Raw genomic sequence first — 21,264 nt, forward strand, 5'->3', positions numbered from 1 at the left:
AGCTCTGCTTAATAGTTTCTGCAAAGTTCTTGCAGTTTACCGATGATTTCATCTACTTCTGTCCATGAATACGCGGAAGCACCTGACGCTAATGGATGACCACCGCCATTGTGCTGCATCGCCAATGTATTGATGATAGGACCTTTTGAACGTAGGCGGACACGGATTTGGTTCTGCTCTTCAATAAAGATGATCCACGCACAAATCCCTTTAACCTCTCCAAGTGACCCTACGAGTTGAGACGTCTCCGATACGGTTACATCGAACTGCTCCAAAATTTCTTTTGTTAATTTAATATAAGCCGCACCATTTTCATCGATCGTAAAGTTTTGGTAGATGTAGCCTTGCAAATGCAAGATTTTACGATCCATCTCATACATACCTGCGAATAATTTCGTTCGATCAAAAGGTTGCTTGATTAACGAGCTAGCTACTTCAAATGTCTTTTCAGTCGTGCTCGGGAACATAAAACGACCCGTATCCCCAACAATTCCTGCAAATAAGAAACGTGCCGCTTCTGGGGACATTTCCCAATTGTATGAAGCTTGACCTTCTTCATATATGGTATAGATCATTTCCGAGCAAGAACTCGCGTCTGTATTTACCCATCGCTCATCACCATATGGATCTTCGTTCGGGTGATGATCGATTTTCAATAAAAATGCACCTTTGTCGTAAAATGATCCATCAATACGATCCGTGTTCGCTGTATCGGTAACGATGACCAGGGCACCTTCGTAATCTGATTCAGTCACGGTGTTCGGTTCACCCAAATAACTTAACAGTTCATCATGCGTTCCAGCTGCGAGTACTTGCTTTCTCGGATAGTTCTTTTCAATAAGTGCTTTCAACCCCATTTGTGACCCGTATGCATCTGGATCAGGTCGGACGTGACGATGAATGATAATTTTTTCGTATTTCTCAATTGTGTCAATGATTTGTCGTTTCATCTATATTCCCCCAGGTTTCTGTACAAGTATTCGCATTTCCTATTAAAAGCCGCTACAATATATAATGAACCTCAACGCTAAGGTAGTAGGTTATTTTGTATGTAATGGGGGCTTTTTTGATGGAAATGGTTAACTTTATTTTTGTTTTTGGTATCGTCGCTTGCGGCGTATTCTATTTTGTTTTCAAAACACGACAATTCCGCACGAGCCATATGTTTCCCATCCGTAAAAAGATGTATGCGAGTTTGGCAGGCACAGCACTTGGCGCCCTATTGATCTTCTTCGGCATCAATCAATTGCTGATTTTCGATGGCACACTCACCTATATCGTGTCAGCTATATTCATTCTATTCGGTGGATATGTTGCTATATTTAACTTTAACGCTCAGAAACATTATAAGCAGTTTGTTGCGGAAGAAAGTAAACTAAACCAAGCTGATGTCAATTGACGTCAGCTTTTTTTATTTCTCAAAAAGCTGGAAAGTTCCCATAGCTTTAGCAACTATTCCATCGTTCGATGTCAATTCGATTTCCAGTTTGATGAATCGGCGACTCGAGTGAATAATCTTTGGTTCCACTGTTACCGATGCGCCAAGCTGAACTTGTTTGATAAAATAAATCGTTACATTCTCGGGCACACTTTCGCCACGTTTTTGAAGCTTAATCGTACGACTACCCGCTTCTGTCAGGATCGTTAGCATCGCTCCGTAAGATAATGAACCAAATTGATTGGTCATCTGTGGCACAACGGAAAACTCGATTTTTTCAGGCGAGTTGGCTATAGCTTTCATTTGATTCTTGACAATGTCGTCAATTGTTTCCCCTTGTTGCGGTTGACGTTGAGTCATTTGCAGTGCTTTTAGAACATCTTGACGACTGATGATTCCTTCTAGAATGCCCGCATCATTCACGACAGGCATTAGATCAATGCCTTCCCAGATCATACTGTGTCCCGCTGATGCAACACTCACTTTTCCGTTTACCGTGATGGGACCTGGCGTCATGACTTTTCCAACGGTTTCTACATCGGGATTGCTGACGACATCTCGGGACGTAATAATCCCTACCAATGTACCGTCAGATTTTACAACAGGGTAGGCTGAGTGCGATGTTTGATGATTCACTTCGTAAAATTGATCGACGGAATCTTCAGGAGATAATGTCACGGTACTGGCAAGTGGTGTCAAAATATCCTCTACCAATAAAATCTCTTTTTCAATCAACTGATCATAAATCGCTCGGTTCAGCATAGTCGCTACTGTGAAGGTGTCATAACTTGTTGAAATAACCGGTAAATTCATTTCGTCTGCCAGCTGCTTCACTTCATCAGTCGCATCGAAGCCACCCGTCACGAGGACGGCTGCCCCCGCTTTAATCGCAATTTCATGCGCTTTCAAACGATTTCCTACGATCAGCAAACTGCCCGCATCGATATATCGGATCATATCCTCGAGCTGCATGGCGCCTACTACAAATTTCGTTAATGTTTTATGTAATCCATCACGACCACCCAGCACGACGCCGTCTACAATGTTGATGACTTCTGCGAATGTTAGACGTTCAATATTTTCTTTTTTCTTTTTTTCAATTCGGATTGTACCGACACGTTCAATTGTATTTACTAATTTTTGATTTTCCGCTTCTTTTATCGCACGGTAAGCGGTTCCATCACTGACTTCCAATACTTTCGCGACTTGGCGGACGGAGATCTTTTCCCCCACTGCCAAACTTTCGATATAACGCAAAATCTGCTCGTGTTTAGTTGACATGATTTCACCTTTTTCTTCGACCCAGTTTAAGGTTTCGGCTTTTTGATAATCATACCATAAATTCAACAAAAAAACGGTCTACGACACGAACAATGCGCCGTAGACCGTAATTATTTATTTTACATTTTACAGTTCGATGATTTCTCCTGGCTCCATTATTTTCACTTCATGATTCTGTACGAGTGATTTGAAGTCTTCAGGATCCACTTCAATTGGTGGGAATGTATTGAAGTGGATTGGAACGGTTAACGTGGGTTTCAACAATTCGACTGCTTTTGCGGCATCTTTAGGACCCATGGTGAAATTATCGCCAATCGGTAAGAACGCCACATCAATTCCCTCTTCACCATACAGTTTCATATCACTAAATAGCGAAGTATCTCCTGCATGATAAATAACTTTATCTTCTATCGTCAAGAGTAAACCAGCAGGCATACCTGTATAAATTATTTCATTATCTGCCGTTGTATAAGATGAACTATGGAATGCCTGTGTATATTTCACGGTACCGAAATCAAACTCGTTTGCTCCACCAATGTTCATTCCGTGTGTAGTCAATCCCTGGAATCCAAGGTATACGGCCAATTCATTCGGAGCGACGACTAAGATATTTTCTCTTTTAGCAATATCCATTGTGTCGCCCACATGGTCATTATGTCCGTGTGTTAGTAAAATCACATCAGGCTTTTCATCGTCCGCCTGTAGATCTGTTAATTTATTACCTGTAATGAAAGGATCGATTAAAATCGTCTTGCCTTTCGTCTCAATTTTTACGATCGAATGACCATGGTATGAGATTTTCACAACGATCACACTCCTCTTTTAATTACCTACTCTATTCTATACCTTCTGCAAAATAGCTTAAAACCCTCTTTTTTTGTTATACTAACCATAACAGAGGAGGTAATATGTTGACGAACATTCAAAAAGTACAAAATTTCTTAGCGAAACATGATATTGATGCAGCACTCATAACCAATCCAGACAATATATTTTATCTAACTAATTTCCGTAGTGATCCCCATGAGCGGTTACTAGGTGTAGTCGTTTTCAGAGAAGCGGATCCATTTGTCATTTGCCCTGCTATGGAAGTTCCGGATGTAAAAGCAATTGGTTGGAAGTATGACGCTATTGGATATAAGGATACAGATAATGCGTTCGAATTTTTAGATCAAGCAATCACTGAACGGACTTCTACATTCTCATTACTCGCAATCGAAAAAGAACATGTAACAGTTGATCGCTACGAAATCTTGCAAGAGCGTTTTCCGACTTTACAGTTTGCGAAGTTAGATGATGAACTAGCCAACCATCGTCTGATCAAAGATGATGTGGAGCTTGAGCACTTGCGTAAAGCAGCCGAATTAGCAGACTATGCAATAGAAGTAGGTTGTAATGAAATCGCGGAAGGTAAAACCGAGCTAGAAATAGTCCAAGCTGTAGAACAAGCGGTGAAACAAAAAGGCGCAGAGAAGATGTCATTTGATACCATTATCGTTTCCGGTACGAAGACCGCTTCCCCCCATGGTATTCCGGGTGAAAAACGCATTGAAAATGGGGATTTCATCTTATTTGATCTTGGAGTCGTGTATAAAGGATACTGTTCTGACATCACGCGTACGATAGCATTCGGTGAGCCTACAGAGGAAAAGCGTAAGATTTATGAGACAGTCAAGAAGGCACAGCAAGCAGCAATTGACGTAGTACGTCCTGGTACATTGGCTAGAGAAGTGGACCTTGCCGCTCGGTCCATTATTGAAGAAGCGGGTTATGGTGAGTTATTCCCGCATCGGATTGGCCATGGCCTTGGTATTTCTGTTCATGAGTTCCCCTCCTTGACAGCTACGAATGATATGCCACTTCAAGAAGGTATGGTATTTACAATTGAACCGGGCATTTATGACCCAGCTATTACAGGCGTACGGATTGAAGATGATGTGTATGTGACGAAAGATGGCGTCGAGGTGTTAACGAAATTCTCTAAGGATTTGATCGTTGTCGGAAAGTAAAAAGAGTAAAAAAATGAAGACAGACTCTAATTTAGAAGTTTGTCTCCAGTCTCGGGCCGCTACTTTATGTAGTGGTCTTTTCTTTCGTTTAGATCGTTTCTAGTACATCTCCAACATACGCGTATTCCAGTTCTTGTGCTTCTGCTACTGCCTGGTACGTAATGTGCCCTGCTAGTGTGTTGATTCCTTTGCGCAGCGCTTCATTGTCTGCACATGCTTTTTTGACACCTTTGTTAGCAATTTGAAGAGCGTAAGGAATGGTCACATTCGTTAACGCCATGGTGGATGTTTGTGGAACTGCTCCCGGCATGTTCGCTACCGCATAATGAATGACACCATGTTTTGTGTATGTCGGGTCATCATGTGTTGTGACACGGTCAGATGTTTCAAAAATTCCACCTTGGTCAATGGCAATGTCAATCACTACAGAGCCAGGGCTCATAGATTTCACCATTTCTTCTGTTACGAGAGTTGGCGCTTTTGCACCCGGAATCAGAACGCACCCGATTACCAAGTCTGCATCTTTTACTGCTTTTGCAATGTTATATGGATTGGATACTAATGTTTGAATATGCTCTCCGAAGATCTCGTCTAGCTGACGTACACGCTCAACCGATAAATCCAAGATGGTTACGTGTGCACCGATTCCAATTGCAACACGCGCAGCATTTGTACCTGCTTGTCCCCCACCAATGATGGTGATTTTCCCACGTGATACACCTGGCACTCCAGCAAGCAAAATCCCTTTGCCGCCTTTCGTCTTTTCCAAATACTGTGCACCGATTTGTGTTGCCATACGGCCTGCTACTTCACTCATCGGCGCTAGTAGAGGCAATCCGCCACTCGGTAATTGAACTGTTTCATAAGCAATTGCTGTTACTTTTTTGTCGAGCAATGCTTGTGTTAATTTTAACTCGGGTGCTAAATGTAGATACGTAAATAGAATTAACCCTTCACGGAAATACTGATATTCAGATTCTGCAGGTTCTTTAACTTTCAGTACCATGTCCGCTTCCCATACTTCAGCGGCTGAGTCTACGATAATCGCACCTGCTTCTTTATACTCTTCATCTTGAAAACTCGAACCGATTCCAGCACCTTTTTCAATTAATACTTCATGACCAGCTGTTTTTAAAGTTAGAACACTTGCAGGGGCTATTGCCACTCGGTTTTCATTATTTTTAATCTCTTTTGGAACACCTATACGCATGCAAAATCCTCCTAGAATTGTAATTTCTCTTAATTACTTTTTTCATTTTCTCTTTGTCGATTAATAACTATTTAATCTTATCAGAAAATAGATGGTTTTTCCTCTTTTTTTCAACGTTTTTCCATATAATCTTCATTTTCTAAACTTTGATAAAACATTTCGACAAAAAAAGAAGGACTCTCATAATCTATGGAGAATAAGAATACTGTAGATAGATTTTAATTTTAAGGATGGAGTGGTAAAATGGCACTTACTTACAAAGACATCATCGTAGCCGTGGATGGTTCAGATGAGGCAAAATGGGCTTTTAAGAAAGCGATCGCAATTGCAGATCGTAATGATGCGACTCTTCACTTGATCAATATTATTGATACACGTTCTTACGCGGCAGTTGAAGCGTACGATCGTTCCATCGCAGAGCGTGCACAGAAATATGCTGAAGAGTTGTTAACTGACTATCGTACAGAAGCGGTTGCAGCCGGCGTAGCAAATGTGGAAATCCACGTAGAATATGGTTCTCCTAAGACGTTGATCCCACGTGATATTGCTAAGAAGCTTAATGCAGATTTAATTATCTGTGGGGCTACAGGTTTAAACCGTGTCGAACGTTTCTTAATCGGAAGTGTTTCTGAAAATATCGTTCGTTCTGCAAAGTGTGACGTACTGGTTGTACGTACTCCGGAACATCTACAAGGCTAATGCGTAACTAAAAGCTGTCCAAGAAGTCGTTCATTCGATTTCTTGTGGCAGTTTTTTCTTGCGTATATTGCTAGAGATATAGTATAGCGGGCACCGTTGACCGACATTCCAGGCGGACTCTTTCCTATGTAGACTTTTGAATACACTTATGTCGAAGCACATACTCCTAACTCATCGCTTTACCCCGCAAAAGCCGTAGAGAATGAATTGAAGTGCTGCTTGAATAATAAAAGTCCCGACTATCAGCGTTCTGACGGTCGGGACTTTGTTTTATTTATTCAACTGCTACTTTCTCTGCTTCTGCTGGCACTGGAATTCCAGCGATTCGCACTGTATCGCGAGCTAGCATGATTTCTTCGTTTGTCGGGATGATGAGTACTTTGACTGGTGAGTGTGGGAAGCTGATGTACGCTTCTTCGCCGCGAATATTGTTTAGGCTTGGATCAAAGTAGACACCCATAAATTCTAATCCGTTCATTACTTTTTCACGAACGATTGCACTGTTCTCTCCAATTCCGGCTGTGAAGATGATCGCATCCACTCCACCCATTCCAGCCGCGTATTGCCCGATGTGCTGGTGGATCCGGTCTGTGAAGACATCGAGTGCCAATTGCGCACGGTGATTGCCTTGTTCTGCAGCTTCCGTAATATCGCGCAAGTCGCTTGAAAATCCACTGATTCCAAGTAGTCCTGATTTTTTATTTAATGTGTTGACTACTTCTTCAGCTGACTCGTTCGTATGTTCCATCATATATGGAATAAGAGCCGGGTCAATATTACCTGAACGCGTACCCATAATTACTCCTGCTAACGGAGTGAAGCCCATGGATGTGTCCACTGACTTACCACCTTTAACAGCTGCAATACTCGCACCGTTACCTAAGTGACAAGAGATGAGACGTGTGTCTTCAAGAGGTCTATTCAAGATCTTGGCAGCACGCTCCGTTACGTATTTATGGCTCGTCCCATGGAAACCGTATTTACGAATTCCATACTTTTCATAGTATTCATATGGTAACGCATACAAAAACGCTTTCTCGGGCATTGTCTGATGGAATGCTGTATCAAAGATTGCAACAGATGGTGTAGTTGGCAAAGCTTTCTCAAACGCTTTAATTCCTACAATATTTGCTGGATTATGCAAAGGCGCGAAACTTGAAATCTCTTCAAGCTTCTCAACTACTTCGTCAGTAATTAATACCGAATCACTGTATAGCTCTCCCCCGTGAACTACACGGTGACCGATTCCGTCAATTTCATCATATGACGAAACGACTCCCTCACTCAGTAAATGTTCCAAAAGCATTTCAACGGCCATCGAGTGATTAGTAATATCTACTACTTTCTCGATTTTTTTTTCGGCAGTCGCCATTGTAAATACAGAATTCTCCATCCCAATTCGTTCGAATAACCCCTTAGTAATTTCTTCTTCGTTCGTCATTTCAATCAATTGAAACTTCAATGAAGAACTTCCAGCATTGATCGACAAGATCTTCGGCACAAATATCCACCCCTTATAATAATTACGTCGTAGAACGTTTTAATTTATTATAGTATCTACCTATTCTAAAAGCAATTGAATTCATGGGTTGTGCGCTATCTTTCTGCCAATGTATTATTTTTAAAAAAGAGGTAAAGTGACTATTCGTCACTTTACCTCTTCTTGCATCCACGCACTTAGTTTATTGAAGAACTGTTGCATAGCAGTAGCGTTCCCAAGTTCAGGTATTTTCGCTAACAACACATCCGGTAAGACAAAGTTCTCATTTGGTGGCTGTTGTAACAATAAAATACTTTTAGCAAAGCGTTGATCTGCAAATAATGATGAAGGTAGTTCAAGCAAGCCCCTCAATAATTTATGTTCTTTGACAAATTTCAAAATAGGTTCTGCTCCTTCAGCAGTTAACAACTTGGAAGGAACGATGAATAATCCGTAACCGCCCGGCTTCACATAGCGCATAGATTGCTCAATATATAAATAATGAGAGAACGCATGACCTTCCGGTGCCATTAGTTCATAATCCATAGCCACTTCATCGTCAGGGTAATAGCCTACAGGTAAATCACTTACTACCGCATCCACTACGTCAATAGGTAACGGACGAAGCGCATCTTGTAGATAAAATGATACCGGTAGCTCCAATAAATTGGCTGTCGCTGCAGCGATTTGAATCAACACATCATCAATTTCAACTGCACTGGCAGAAGCGGAACCTTTGTATTGATTTAATACTGTAAACAATAGATTCCCCGTTCCTGCCGCAGGATCGAGTAACGTTACAGGTTCTCTGGAATCCAATATTTTATTGACTAGATAACCCATCAAAAAGCCAATCGTATCCGGAGTCATTTGGTGATGAGCTTGTGTGGACTGCTTCAATCCTTTTAATAAGGCTAGTTGAATACCTTTACGAATTTCTTCTTTATCAGGATCTTGCAAGTCTACTGCTGACGGTTGATCTAGCCATTTTTCACTAGCTTCGAGCACAGCATCCAAATACAAACCTTCCGTAGCCGCCGCATGATTGTCGTAATACGTAAAAACTTTTTCCATGTTATTCATTTGAAATTCCTCCAAGAAGAAACCCACCTCTCGTTTCAGGTGGGTTTTTTAATTAATTCAATTCTTTTACTGCTTTAATCGCTGCATCATAGTCCGGGTGGTCAGTCGCTTCACTTACATACTCTACGTATGTGACTTTGTCGTCACGATCGACAACGAAGATTGAACGGGTCAATAAACGTAATTCCTCAATCGCTGTACCGAATGCTGTACCAAATGAAAGATCGCGATGATCAGAGTATAAGTGTAAATTTTCGACTTTCTCATTTTCTTTCCAACGTCCTTGTGCAAACGGAAGATCGCAAGAAATTGTCATGACTTCCACATCGTCACCGAGAGCTGTTGCTTCGTCGTTGAAACGCTTTGTCTGGATGGAACATACACCTGTATCAACAGAAGGCACCACACTGATCAAACGTACTTTACCTTTTGAATCTTCAAGTGTAACAGGATTCAAGTCATTAGCAAGCACTGTGAAACTTGGTGCCTGATCTCCAACTTTTACTTCTGAACCTAACAGATGAATCGGATTATCTTTGAATGTAACTTGTACCATACCTAACCACTCCTTTTAATCTAGTGTACTAAACCGTAGGGTCATCATGCAACTGATGGTGTTCAGGATGAATGATTTTCTGCACTTCTTTTCTCTCGAATGTTCGTTCATGCACGACAACCGTGTCGGCAAAGACATCATGAAGGGCTTTCTTTTGAGGTAAGAACAAAACAAGTAAATACAGAATCCACAGCATTTGTGAAATGAAACGACCGAAACCTTCTCTAAAAATAACGGAGCCCCAACTTACTTTCTCACCGTTTGATTTCATCACACGAATTCCCATGATCATTTTCCCTACGGTTTGCCCTGCTATTTTCGTCATCAAGATAAAATACAACAATAACAAGACAAGGGCAGTCACTTTATACGAACTGAATAAAAAAGCAGAGGGCTTGGTGATCGCAATATCAAGTACGCGAAACACCGGCTTGATAAAGATGCCGCTAATTGCCGAAATGATCAGCATGTCGATTAAAAATGCCCACAGTCTGATCCAGAAACCTGCATATTTTGGTACGAGTGTCTGTTCAAGTCGCACAGTTGGTTGCGTATCCAGCAGTTCATTCGTCATGATCGTTTCCCTCCTTCTCATTCACCGTATAAATACATCATGCGTGGTGCTGTATTTTCAGTCAGTAATTTCTTCATGATTTGTGATTCGACATCGCCATTGAATACATCATGTGCTTTGATGGATAGAATAGCTTTTAAATTAGTAGGCATTCCATATTCAAATACTTCCGCCTTTTCTAAGTGATAATCTTCTTTCATAGCAGCAATGACTGCCGGTAACTTACCATAATCATCTGCAAGTCCCGCTTCAATTGCTTGGCGGCCATTCATAACACGTCCATCCGCTACTTTACGGACAGCCGCTTCTGACATACCGCGTCCATCTACAATAATATCAACGAAACGCTTATACGAATCGTCAATCATTTCCTGTAGCATGGCACGTTCTTCAGGCTTCATCTCTCGAGTCGGGCTCATCATGTCTTTATATTGACCTGACTTGATCGTCGGGAATTCCACACCGTATTTTTCGGCCAACTTTCCGTAGTTAACCGATTGCATGATCACACCGATTGAACCAGTCAATGTTTCAGGATGAACATAAATTTTATCTGCAGGAGCTGAAATATAATAACCTCCTGAAGCCGCCATGCCACCCATCGCAGCGTAGACCGGAATTTCTTTCGTTTCCTGAATTTCTGTAATGGCATCATAAATATCAGATGACTCCAATACACCGCCACCTGGTGTATTAACAGACAGCACAATTCCTTTCACCGAGTCGTCATTCGCTGCTTCTTTCAATTGCGTCATGAATTGTTTATGGTTGTATTCCGCTCCACTAAAGAGTGTCGCTTCACCAACGTCTTGTATGACGCCATCTACTGTCAATACTGCAATACGCTCATTAACGCTTCCTTCTTCTACTACTGTTTCTTGTACTTTCGTCTCCATCAAATTGATTTCATTGACGAAACTGTTCCAGTCTCTCGTGAAGACCCATGACATCGCGTTAATACCAACCGACACAATAATCAATGTGGCGGCTACTGCTACAGCAATCCATCTTTTTGCATTCATACTATATTTCCTCCTTTGTTCACATCTACCTATACGTTCCTAATCGTCCAAATGTTTCATTCGTGTTACAATTATTTTATTATCTGAAAAAGGAGACGATTCAAATGAATTCTCTACATACCATTTTTCTCTTTAGCCGTTTGGACGAAGACACCGTCCATAAAAAACATGTGATTACACAACGCCTTAAAAAAGAAGGTTTCAAACTAACAGAAGATCATACGAAAGCCAATGTAGTCATCAGTATCGGCAGTGACGGCACATTCCTACAAGCTGTTCGTAAAACCGATTTTCGCCAGGATGTTCTTTACCTTGGAGCATCTGTAAAAGGGGCACACGGCGTCTATTGTGATTTCAAATATGATGACATTAGTTCCCTTATACACACACTACAACAAGCAACGATCGAAGAGCGCCATTATCCGCTCCTTGAAGTGTCGATTAACGAGCAGAATCCGTTCTTATGCCTGAATGAATTCAGTATACGTTCTACTATTATTCGAACATTTGTCATGGATATTTACATCGATGACTTATTATTCGAAACATTTCTTGGCGACGGTATGATCATCTCCACGCCAACAGGTAGTACAGCGTATAATAAATCTGTTAAGGGCGCTGTAATTGATCCGCGGCTACCTTCTTTCCAAGTGACAGAGCTCGCATCGGTTAACAATAATCGGTACCGTACGCTCGGCACGTCGTTCATCCTAAGCAATGAACGAACATTGACGCTCAATATCCAACAAGAAGGCAATGAATTTCCTTCCATTGCAGCAGACAACGAAGCGCTCGGTATCAAACAAGTAGGGAAAGTAGAAGCACGACTAAGTCATAAAGTCATTCGTACCGCAAAACTTCCAAATAACTCCTTCTTCGAAAAAGTCCAACGTACGTTCTTCTGAAATGAACCGAAAAAGACTGTCAATAGTCAGAACAAAACGACTCTTGACAGTCCTTTTTAACCCCTTACGACCACATCAATTTTGATTTTGCTCTTTTTTACGCAACTCAATACGCATGATTTTTCCTGAAGATGTTTTTGGCAATTCTTCTAAAAACTCAATCTTACGAGGATATTTATAAGGTGCCGTCAGTTCTTTGACATGATTTTGCAACTCTTTTACGAGTTTCTCAGTTGATTCTACCGTATCATCGCGCAAGACGACAAATGCTTTCACGACGTTTCCACGTTCAGGATCAGGGCTTGCTACTACCGCACACTCACGAACCGCAGGATGCTTGATCAAGGCATCTTCCACTTCGAACGGTCCAATCGTATAACCCGAGCTCACAATGATATCATCGCCTCGCCCTTCAAACCAGAAATAGCCTTCTTCATCCTTTTTCGCTCGGTCTCCGGTAATATAATAATCCCCTCTAAATTGCATCTTCGTGCGTTCAGGGTCATTTAAGTACTCTTGAAACAGTGCAGGAGTTGATTTATGAACGGCAATATCGCCCACTACACCTACGTCTGCCGGTTTACCTTCCTCATTAATGACCTCTACGATATTTCCCGGTGTAGGTTTACCCATTGATCCAGGACGCGCTTCCATTCCAATCATCGTACCAACAAGCAACGTATTCTCTGTTTGTCCATATCCATCACGGACAGAAAGCGAAAACTGCTTTTCGAAAATATCAATGACACCACGATTTAATGGTTCTCCCGCTGAGACAGCACTTTTCAAAGAGGCTAGTGAAAACGCATCTAAATTTTTAGCTTTTGCTATAAATCGGTATTCAGTCGGCGTACAACACAGAACATTGACTTGGTAATCATCCAGGAACTGTAAGTATTTATCTACATCGAATTTACCGCTATAGACAAAACCTACCGCACCGCTTCCTAGAACAGATAAGAATGGTGTCCAAATCCACTTCTGCCATCCTGGTGCCGCTGTAGCCCATACAATATCATGTTCTTCAATACCTAACCAGTTTGGTGCAGTCGTTCGTAAGTGTGCATATCCCCAGCCATGTGTATGTACTACACCTTTCGGCTTGCCTGTCGTACCAGATGTATACGACAGAAACGCCATATCGTCACTAGCGGTAAACTCTGACGAAGCATTCTTTTCTTGTGCAGTCAAGGAGACTTCCCCTTCTTTTGCTTCACCGATAATATAGACTGTCACTTTTTCAAGATTTTCTACGTGTTCAAGTTGATCAGTAAAAGCGTCAAATGCAATAATTGCTTTTGCGTTACTGTGTTCAATTCGATATTCAATTTCGGAGGAACGTAGCATTTCAGAACTAGGGATTACAACAAGTCCTGCCTTTAGTGCACCAATGTATGTCACATACGCTTCAATCATGCGCGGCACCATGACCAGCACTACATCCCCTTTTTTCAAGCCATTCGATGTCAGCACGTTCGCTGTACGGTTAGCTGCTTGGATGAGTTCGTCATACGTTACTTGTTGTTCTTGATTTTGCGCATCTACATAAATTAATGCTTTTCTGCCATCACCCGTTGCGTATTTTTCGAATTCCGAAACAATATTGTAACGAGCGGGCGCAAGTAGTTCTTCTCGGTTCATTTCCATTCCCCCTTTTTGCGTAATACTACAAGTATACAAATAGAATGGTGAAATTTCAAAACTTTATATACTTTTCTTCATTATACTGTCAAGTAACGTATAGTATTCTGTGTTTTTCGGTATGCTAGGTGGAATGAATGGTGTGGCTGGCAGTGGTGTTAGGGTGAGGGATTTGCGCTTCGGAGGGGACGCTTTCCTGCGGGCATGGCTTGAGCTTCCTCGTCGCTTTGCTCCTGCGGGATCTCAACCTCATGCTTTTCCCGCGGGAGTCGCCCCTCCTACGCACAAATCCCGACAGTGATAGTGGGATATACTTATTGTTCATTGAAGTTAGGTTTGTAATTATTTGAACTTGAAATAACAAAATGTAAAACACAACAACCATTCATATACTATCGCCAATGAGCGATCAACTTTTGAAGTAGGATGGAAGCGGAAGCTGGTGGCGAGTGCAAAGATGTGCTCCTAACGCTTCACTTTTACTCGCTAAAGCCGTTCTTCGTTACGGCTCTTCCCACAGGATCAGCCTGATTAGTTGAGACAACTTAAGAGAGTCTGCGAACTGATCGGCTCACAGCAGCCCATTGGAAAGTATCCGCCAACATAGGCTTCAATCTTACGTACTCACTATTACCTTACACGTCTTATTGCATTTAGCACTTGAACTTATAAGAAAAATTTAAAACTAATCCAAAAAGATGCCCCAAGAAGCGCTATAGCTTCAAGAGGCATCCCATGTCTTACGATTACTGATTAGAATTGTTCATTTGTGATTGAGCCTGACGCACTAATCGCTTTGTAATTTCTCCGCCGACGGATCCGTTGGCACGCGATGTGGAATCTGGCCCAAGTTGTACTCCAAATTCAGAAGCAATTTCTTCCTTCATTTGGTTAAGTGCTTGTTGCGCTCCGGGAACTAACAATTGGTTTGAGTTGTTGTTGTTGCTACTTGGCATGTCGTTCACCTCCTTGTGACATTAGAATGGTCACTTTTCAAAATATCATGCAAGGAAGATAATAGGTAATTTTTTCTTTACAACAAGTCTTCGAAGTCTTCTTCTGTCTGTCTGCTCGGAATCGTCGTAACACGTCGGCTTGCCACTTCCGTCACCATGTCATCAAACTCCTGGAAGCTTTCGTAATACGCCACTTTTTCAACTTGCGGTTTCGTTTTATTACTCGGTGGCGTAAATACGGTACAGCAATCATCATATGGACGAATAGAAATATCGTACGTGCCAATTTTTTCAGCAATCTGGATGATTTCTAATTTATCCATTGCGATGAGCGGACGCAAGATGGGTGTATTCGTGACTTCGTTAATAGCCGTCAAACTTTCAAGTGTCTGGCTTGCTACTTGCCCTAGGCTGTCACCTGTTATCAAACCAAGTGAATTCGTGTCTTTCCGTACTTGTTCAGCAACTTTCATCATCATTCGTCTTGTAGTCGTCATCGACAAATTGCTTGGTACTTGTTTTACAATCGCTTGTTGCAACTCCGTAAACGGAATAACATGCAAGCGAATGACTGCGCCGAGTTTTGTTAGTTGTCTGACAATGTCTTCCACTTTTTCTAACGCCAAATCGCTCGTAAACGGCGGGCTGGCAAAGTGAATGGCATCAAATGACACGCCGCGCTTCATCATCATATAGCCTGCTACTGGACTGTCGATTCCTCCCGACAATAAGAGCAATGAGTGGCCATTGGAGCCAACTGGCATGCCACCTGCGCCTTTATAGGTGTGTGAAGAGATATATGCTGCTTCTTGCTGTATCTCTACATATAATAAAATTTCAGGTTTCTTCATTTGAACGATCAAATCAGGGAACGCCCTCAATACATGACCACCCAATTCTTGTTGCAATTCTCCCGTATTGAGTGGGAAACGTTTGTCTGTACGTTTGACATCTACTTTAAATGTCTTGCCAGCAGTTTCCGTTTTACCTAGAACTTTTAATGAAGTTTCTTTAATATCCTCCACTGTTGGTTCGCAAATTACAATGGGACTGAATGATTGAATGCCAAAAATCGACGGCAATATTTCAACAGCACGATCTAGTTCTTCAGGTTTTTCTGCATAAATGAACATCCGGTCACGTTCTGCGCGCATCGTAACAGTTCCCAAATCGGACAAAGCAGCTTTTATATTCGCCTTTAGTTTACGTATAAATTTACTTTTATTCTTTCCTTTTAGCGACATTTCACCATATCGAATTAAAATGGTATTCCAGTTCATTTCCCCACTCCTTTTCTAATCAGCTCGACTAATTGACGAACCGCTACTTTCAATTGTTCAATTTCTTCATTTGTTTGATTTTTACCTAAGCTAATTCTAATGACGCCTTTTTCAAACGCTCGAGGTACATGGATCGCTTCAACCACGTGGCTTACATCCGAATTCTTGGATGAACAAGCACTTGAAGTCGAGACGATTATTCCCTGTTGTTGCAGGAAGTTAATCGCTATCTCCCCTGTTATCCGTGCAAATGCAACGGAAAGTATATAAGGTGCACTCGCGTTTGGTGCCAATACTTCGCATTCATCTATTTCCGAGAAAAACGCAACCAGTTCATGGCGCCATTGCTGGAACTGCTGCATATTTATTTCTTCTACAAGTAAACGGGCCGCTTTCGCAAGTGCCGCCGCATGTGGCACCGATACGGTTCCGCTACGCAATTTATGTTCTTGTCCGCCACCAAAGACCATGGGTTGCAGTCGTATATTGTGACGATACGCTAGAAATCCACTATTTTTTATTCCATAAATTTTATGGGCCGATAATGAAACAAGATCGGGACCATCCGTAAAATCAGTAAGCAAGAGTTTTCCAAAGCTTTGCACACAATCGGAATGGAACATTGCACGTGAAGATGAATGAATGATTTTCGCACATTCCTCAATCGGCTGAATCGTACCAATTTCATTGTTAACATGCATGATACTAACTAAAATCGTATCTTTTTGCAACTTCTCTTGGAGTTCGTCCAATGAAATTCTTCCTTCTTCATCTACAGTTAGATAATCCACAGTGAAGTGTTGTTTTTCCAATTCCTTGAAAACATTCAATACAGAAGGATGTTCGATACATGTCGTAACTAGATGACGACCTTTATGTTGGTTGGCGTATACATAACCTAGTATGGCAAGATTATTGGATTCTGTTCCGCCTGAAGTAAAGATTCCTTCCGTCAATCCTAGTCCGATCGTTCCAAGCAGTTGTGTTCGCGCACGTTCCAATAATTTTTCTGTACGTTTTCCTTCCGCATGTAGCGATGCAGGATTGGCAAAATACGTTTCGGAAGCATCCATAAACGTGCGGAGAACTCTTTCATCCGGCTTGGTTGTGGCGCTATGATCAAAATACATACGTACTCTCTCCTTTCTATATGAATGAGCGAAACAAAGCCACCGGAAAACCGGTGGCTTTGTCGGAATATAATTATACTTTAACTTGAATCATACCTTGAATCTTTTTCAAGGCGCCTGGTTCAACTTCTTCCACCGCAGTACCTGCTTCTTCCAATGCTCTTAAGTAGCGGCATTGCATGAAGGACTCTTCAGCTTTCAACAATTTAGTGTGAACGTCCGGATGAGATGCACGGTAACGGTTACCGTATTGGATGATTCGTTCTACAAGCAATGCATTTTCAATCATATCTGCAGCTTTCGCACAAACATCAGTGACTACTGTATCTGCTTTTTCAACGTATGATTCAACCAACGCCATATTAAGTGGCACTTCTTCCAAACTTTGTTTCACAATAAATATTTGTTCATCTGCTTCTTCAAGTTGCACTTCCATATCATCGGGAATTCCCGGGATATTGGCACGGTGTAAATTACGATCCGCAATTTGAAGTTGCTGTGCAAGAGTCACAATGCGGGAACGTACGAGATTTTCGTCGATCCGAAGATTCTTAATACGACTACTGAACTTGGAATGCGCATCAGAAATGGCATCCAATTCTTCCACTAGCTCTTGCAACTCAATTTGTTGAGCGGAGTATGCCAAGTTTTTCGCATCTTGACGTTCGATGAATATTTCAATTCGCTTCGCCAATGCGTTCAATTTTTGCAATGCCATTTGTGGAATAACGACTTCATTTTCATCAAGACGGTAACTTTGTTGAACGAATTTCACTTCTTCAATCGTATCCGGAATCGCATATTGAAGTTCTTCAAACAGATCCAACATTTGATCCAAATGCTCATCTACGTAATGACGGGAACTAACTTCCTCTTCCAATACATCATAGAATGATTCGATTTCGTCATGAATTTCATTTACTTCCGCTGCTACTTCTTCCACATCCAAGCGTGCTAATAACTGTCGAAGATCCGCAATTTGTTGTTCGATTTTTTCGAAACGAGAAGGCATTTTCAGATGTCCTAAATAATACTCCTGACCTTCCATTTCGATAATTCCTTTACGCAATTCTCGCAAAGCCGCAGGTATTTTCGTCTGCAACTCATTAAGTAATGCAGGAATCTCATCGAGTAAAAACGAAAAGCGTTCTTCTTTTGCTCCTAGTACAATCACAATTTCACGCGCTTGTAAGTAGTTTCCATTGTCGATAAGTGCGTCGTATTCTTCAAACCTTGGATTGAAGGATTCCCACTCTTTCTCTAAAGACTCCACTGCCGGTCCAAATGCGTACTGATGAGCTAAGATCTTTTTGCGCGCGGCACGGTGGTGTTCTTTTACCGTTTCTATTTCGAACCGATTTCTTTCTTCACTGCCGATCAGTTCGTTTAATTCCTGCAAGATCGTTCGCATCTCTTTTTCACATTCGTTCAAGATTTCGCGGATCTGTTTTTCCGTTTCCGTTGCTTTCTTAAAGCGGAAACGATCAACTTGCCCTTCAGCATCCAGTAAAAGCATATCTACATTATGAAGGCGATCATCTACTACTTCTGTCCAATTATTGCGCCATCTCTCGAACATTTCTTCTGTTTCGCCAGTCATGTTCAACTGCTTTACTTTCGTCATTTCTTCAAATATTGGCTCGTTTTGAATTTGTAATTTTTCTTGTTCCATTTCACTGATTTCTTGTATATGCTTTCGCCTAGACAGAAATGCCATCACTGTTAGAACAATGATGATAACTAATGGAATGATGACGTATATCATCTCACTATGATCCCCCTATCCCACACTTCGCGCATAAAGTGACTACTTTAGATATTATAGTATATCGTAACATGTTTAAAGCATTTTCGTCTTCTATTCACATCTTTTTTAAAAAACTACGAACTTTTTATCATATCTTAGGATATTTCAAGATGAATTCTCGTATTCCCACATTTCCTACTTGTAAATTTGGCGAATTATTCATTTACATAATAGATAAAAGGCCTTCCTCATTTAATTTTGCTGTTACTTGCTGGCGAATCTGCAAGATTTCATAGCGTTGCGAACCAATTTGAATCCATGTCCCGGGATATGCCTTTCCAATTTGTATGATTCCTCCTGCATTTGTCTGAATACATGTTTTCACTCCTGCGGGCGATCCCGTTTCATCCAATTCTATATGTCTCCCCGCAATGACTTCCCCGCCACGACACACGCCTTTAATAGTAATATCTTGAAGCGCTGTAAGAGAACAATTATATACTCCTTTTGAGCGGATATGGATATCTCCGTTACTGTACAAAATACTATTCAACGCGAAGGCCGCTTGTAATACAGATTCCGGACGAATTTCTTCACCGTAAATTTCAATTAATTGATTCGCTTTCTCGATCAATTTTCGTAAATACAGAACATTCGTATGTTCCTCTCTAAGTGGGTCGACAAATAACTGATATAAACGCTCAGCTAAACCTAGCCATTCTTGATCCAATCTTCTCGTATGATTTTTCACTACTTGTATAAAGTGTCGATTCATGTCTGTAAACGCCGCGTATTTTTGCTCCAATAATAACTGAATGACTTGCTTCAATATAAATGGCGGCACCTCTTCGGGATTCTCACCACGTAATGCAAAGATTTGAACGAGTGCTGAGTCGATATTGCGTAAGTAGTCGAGAATTTCCTTCAAATCATTGATCATGATCGTAATAACCTTTTCCTGAATGCCTACTGTAACAGTGGATGAGAAAATACTCCCTTGAATGAATACAGACTTCGTTCCACGAATGGAGGCCTTTGTGCAATTCTTCATAATCGTGATAAAGCCTGAAGCCGCAATGAACATGGAAGGATGCACACTACCACCAATCCATACATCTCCTTCAAAATGAATATTGCCACTTTCCAAGCTGACATCTGCAGCATGCCGATATTCTCGATTCACATAAATCTTTGCGAGTTTACTGCGCCACTCAATAACGGGTCTTCCATCAATTTTCGCATAGAGCTTATGCAGTATACTATCTACAGTAGGACCTGGACGGACGATCACGTCTTTAGGTGGTTTCACTTTATACGTTACGCCTAGTACATTTATGCCGTTGACCCCTTGTACCGCTGGGATATACGTAGCTATCAGCTGACCCGCTTTCACGGTCGGAATAAAGTTATGCTCGCGGAAATCAATAGGAGCTTCATCATCACCTTCTGGCTTTTTGAAATTCAAATGAATGTCCAAACGTGCATCTTGACTTTCAATAGGAAGAATTCCTCGGGCGACGAAAAATTCTGCAAATTCAAGCGTATTTACAGCTTGCTGAATACCATTCATGGACATATAGGAAGGATCAATCCCCATACGATGCAGTTCTTCCATTAGCGAATCTATCGTCAACTCGTTGAATACATGTACTTTTTCAATTGCTTGAATTTTGAGAACTTGTTTCCAAGACGTATTCTGCAATGTACGCGTGATTCTTTTTCCAGGCGTCACTAAAGCAGTCGCAATCATCTGATCATCACTCAGTTGTATGACGAGTTGAGTATTCACTTCTTCGGCAATTGCCTCACACTCTACATGATCTGTCGGTTCTAAGATCGTCCGTCCTGTACATTCAATTCCGTTGATCAGTAGTTCGACGCCAGGCGAAGGCACAATAATTGGATAGTCTTGCTTACCGAATCGAACTTCCAATCGTCCATTGTGAATACGGACACCCGCAGGAATTTCTTCTAGTTCTTCTTGTATGCTACTCGTTTTTTCTCTTTCAGTAATTGTTACTTCTGCTAACACTCTTTTGAGTCCGAACATTGAGGTACCCGCGGGTCTTTTTACATGGATGTGAACGTCATCTATTGTCAATTGCAGAATTTCAAGCGCATCTTTAATCGCCTCTCCTACCGTTTCAGCTTGTGTTGTAATGGATCTGGTCATATTTGCACCCCCATCTATATAGCCCTTTATCTTCATATATAGTATAGCATAAAACAGATTCCTTTTAACTATTCTCCAAG

General features: G+C 41.4%; 19 protein-coding genes. 4 read left to right on the forward strand and 15 right to left on the reverse strand.

Annotation, left to right across the window (positions count from 1 at the left end; genetic code table 11):
* Positions 1-8: 8 nt before the first annotated feature.
* Positions 9-950, reverse strand: coding sequence for a DHH family phosphoesterase (locus CSV77_RS04805; protein WP_099672499.1), 942 nt, complete (start codon positions 948-950; stop codon positions 9-11).
* Positions 951-1,069: 119 nt separating this feature from the next.
* Between CSV77_RS04805 and CSV77_RS04810 the strand changes: the two genes are divergently transcribed.
* A complete protein-coding gene (locus tag CSV77_RS04810) occupies positions 1,070-1,399 on the forward strand; it encodes a YtpI family protein (protein WP_099629647.1) in 330 nt (109 codons plus the stop codon).
* Positions 1,400-1,411: 12 nt separating this feature from the next.
* Here CSV77_RS04810 and CSV77_RS04815 read toward each other — a convergent pair whose 3' ends face one another.
* Positions 1,412-2,719, reverse strand: coding sequence for a DRTGG domain-containing protein (locus CSV77_RS04815; RefSeq protein ID WP_099672642.1), 1,308 nt, complete (start codon positions 2,717-2,719; stop codon positions 1,412-1,414).
* 126 nt (positions 2,720-2,845) lie between these two features.
* Complete coding sequence (locus tag CSV77_RS04820; RefSeq protein WP_099629646.1) at positions 2,846-3,523, reverse strand: metal-dependent hydrolase; 678 nt, start codon at positions 3,521-3,523, stop codon at positions 2,846-2,848.
* A gap of 107 nt (positions 3,524-3,630) precedes the next feature.
* Here CSV77_RS04820 and CSV77_RS04825 point away from each other — a divergent pair, with 107 nt between their 5' ends.
* Positions 3,631-4,728: a M24 family metallopeptidase gene (locus tag CSV77_RS04825; RefSeq protein WP_099672643.1), complete on the forward strand. Its 1,098-nt coding sequence runs from the start codon at positions 3,631-3,633 to the stop codon at positions 4,726-4,728.
* An 88-nt stretch (positions 4,729-4,816) separates the two neighbouring features.
* On the opposite strand, the gene ald is transcribed toward CSV77_RS04825, so the two are convergent.
* Entirely contained in the window at positions 4,817-5,938 is a 1,122-nt protein-coding gene (gene ald / locus CSV77_RS04830) for an alanine dehydrogenase (protein WP_099672500.1), read from the reverse strand.
* A gap of 243 nt (positions 5,939-6,181) precedes the next feature.
* Between ald and CSV77_RS04835 the strand changes: the two genes are divergently transcribed.
* Positions 6,182-6,637, forward strand: coding sequence for a universal stress protein (locus tag CSV77_RS04835; protein ID WP_099629644.1), 456 nt, complete (start codon positions 6,182-6,184; stop codon positions 6,635-6,637).
* A 274-nt stretch (positions 6,638-6,911) separates the two neighbouring features.
* Here the strand turns inward: CSV77_RS04835 and CSV77_RS04840 are convergent, their stop codons facing one another.
* The 5 genes from CSV77_RS04840 to sppA form a co-directional block, all read right to left on the reverse strand.
* A complete protein-coding gene (locus CSV77_RS04840; protein ID WP_099672501.1) occupies positions 6,912-8,138 on the reverse strand; it encodes an acetate kinase in 1,227 nt (408 codons plus the stop codon).
* 147 nt (positions 8,139-8,285) lie between these two features.
* Positions 8,286-9,200 (reverse strand): class I SAM-dependent methyltransferase, encoded by a 915-nt coding sequence (locus CSV77_RS04845; RefSeq protein ID WP_099672644.1) that lies wholly within the window; start codon positions 9,198-9,200, stop codon positions 8,286-8,288.
* A 52-nt stretch (positions 9,201-9,252) separates the two neighbouring features.
* Positions 9,253-9,756 (reverse strand): thiol peroxidase, encoded by a 504-nt coding sequence (gene tpx / locus CSV77_RS04850; protein ID WP_099629642.1) that lies wholly within the window; start codon positions 9,754-9,756, stop codon positions 9,253-9,255.
* 28 nt (positions 9,757-9,784) lie between these two features.
* Positions 9,785-10,330: an RDD family protein gene (locus tag CSV77_RS04855; protein WP_233212171.1), complete on the reverse strand. Its 546-nt coding sequence runs from the start codon at positions 10,328-10,330 to the stop codon at positions 9,785-9,787.
* A gap of 17 nt (positions 10,331-10,347) precedes the next feature.
* A complete protein-coding gene (gene sppA, locus CSV77_RS04860) occupies positions 10,348-11,352 on the reverse strand; it encodes a signal peptide peptidase SppA (RefSeq protein ID WP_099672502.1) in 1,005 nt (334 codons plus the stop codon).
* A 104-nt stretch (positions 11,353-11,456) separates the two neighbouring features.
* Between sppA and CSV77_RS04865 the strand changes: the two genes are divergently transcribed.
* Positions 11,457-12,257, forward strand: coding sequence for an NAD kinase (locus CSV77_RS04865; RefSeq protein ID WP_099672503.1), 801 nt, complete (start codon positions 11,457-11,459; stop codon positions 12,255-12,257).
* A 75-nt stretch (positions 12,258-12,332) separates the two neighbouring features.
* Here the strand turns inward: CSV77_RS04865 and mbcS are convergent, their stop codons facing one another.
* The 6 genes from mbcS to CSV77_RS04895 all read right to left on the reverse strand — a co-directional run bounded on the left by mbcS (position 12,333) and on the right by CSV77_RS04895 (position 21,184).
* The gene (gene mbcS / locus CSV77_RS04870) at positions 12,333-13,898 is read right to left on the reverse strand and encodes an acyl-CoA synthetase MbcS (RefSeq protein ID WP_099672504.1); all 1,566 of its coding nucleotides are present in this window, start codon (positions 13,896-13,898) and stop codon (positions 12,333-12,335) included.
* Between the two features lie 746 nt (positions 13,899-14,644).
* Positions 14,645-14,854, reverse strand: coding sequence for an alpha/beta-type small acid-soluble spore protein (locus CSV77_RS04875; RefSeq protein WP_099672505.1), 210 nt, complete (start codon positions 14,852-14,854; stop codon positions 14,645-14,647).
* A gap of 77 nt (positions 14,855-14,931) precedes the next feature.
* Positions 14,932-16,134: a tRNA uracil 4-sulfurtransferase ThiI gene (gene thiI / locus CSV77_RS04880; RefSeq protein ID WP_099672506.1), complete on the reverse strand. Its 1,203-nt coding sequence runs from the start codon at positions 16,132-16,134 to the stop codon at positions 14,932-14,934.
* The gene (locus CSV77_RS04885; protein ID WP_099672507.1) at positions 16,131-17,264 is read right to left on the reverse strand and encodes a cysteine desulfurase family protein; all 1,134 of its coding nucleotides are present in this window, start codon (positions 17,262-17,264) and stop codon (positions 16,131-16,133) included. Before CSV77_RS04885 ends, thiI begins: the two co-directional genes overlap by 4 nt.
* Positions 17,265-17,337: 73 nt before the next feature.
* A complete protein-coding gene (gene ezrA / locus CSV77_RS04890) occupies positions 17,338-19,029 on the reverse strand; it encodes a septation ring formation regulator EzrA (RefSeq protein ID WP_099629636.1) in 1,692 nt (563 codons plus the stop codon).
* Positions 19,030-19,234: 205 nt separating this feature from the next.
* Positions 19,235-21,184: a flagellar assembly protein A gene (locus tag CSV77_RS04895; protein WP_158232024.1), complete on the reverse strand. Its 1,950-nt coding sequence runs from the start codon at positions 21,182-21,184 to the stop codon at positions 19,235-19,237.
* Between the last annotated feature and the right edge of the window lie 80 nt (positions 21,185-21,264).

The sequence above is a fragment of the Sporosarcina sp. P16b genome (genome assembly GCF_002743065.1).
Classification (GTDB): domain Bacteria; phylum Bacillota; class Bacilli; order Bacillales_A; family Planococcaceae; genus Sporosarcina.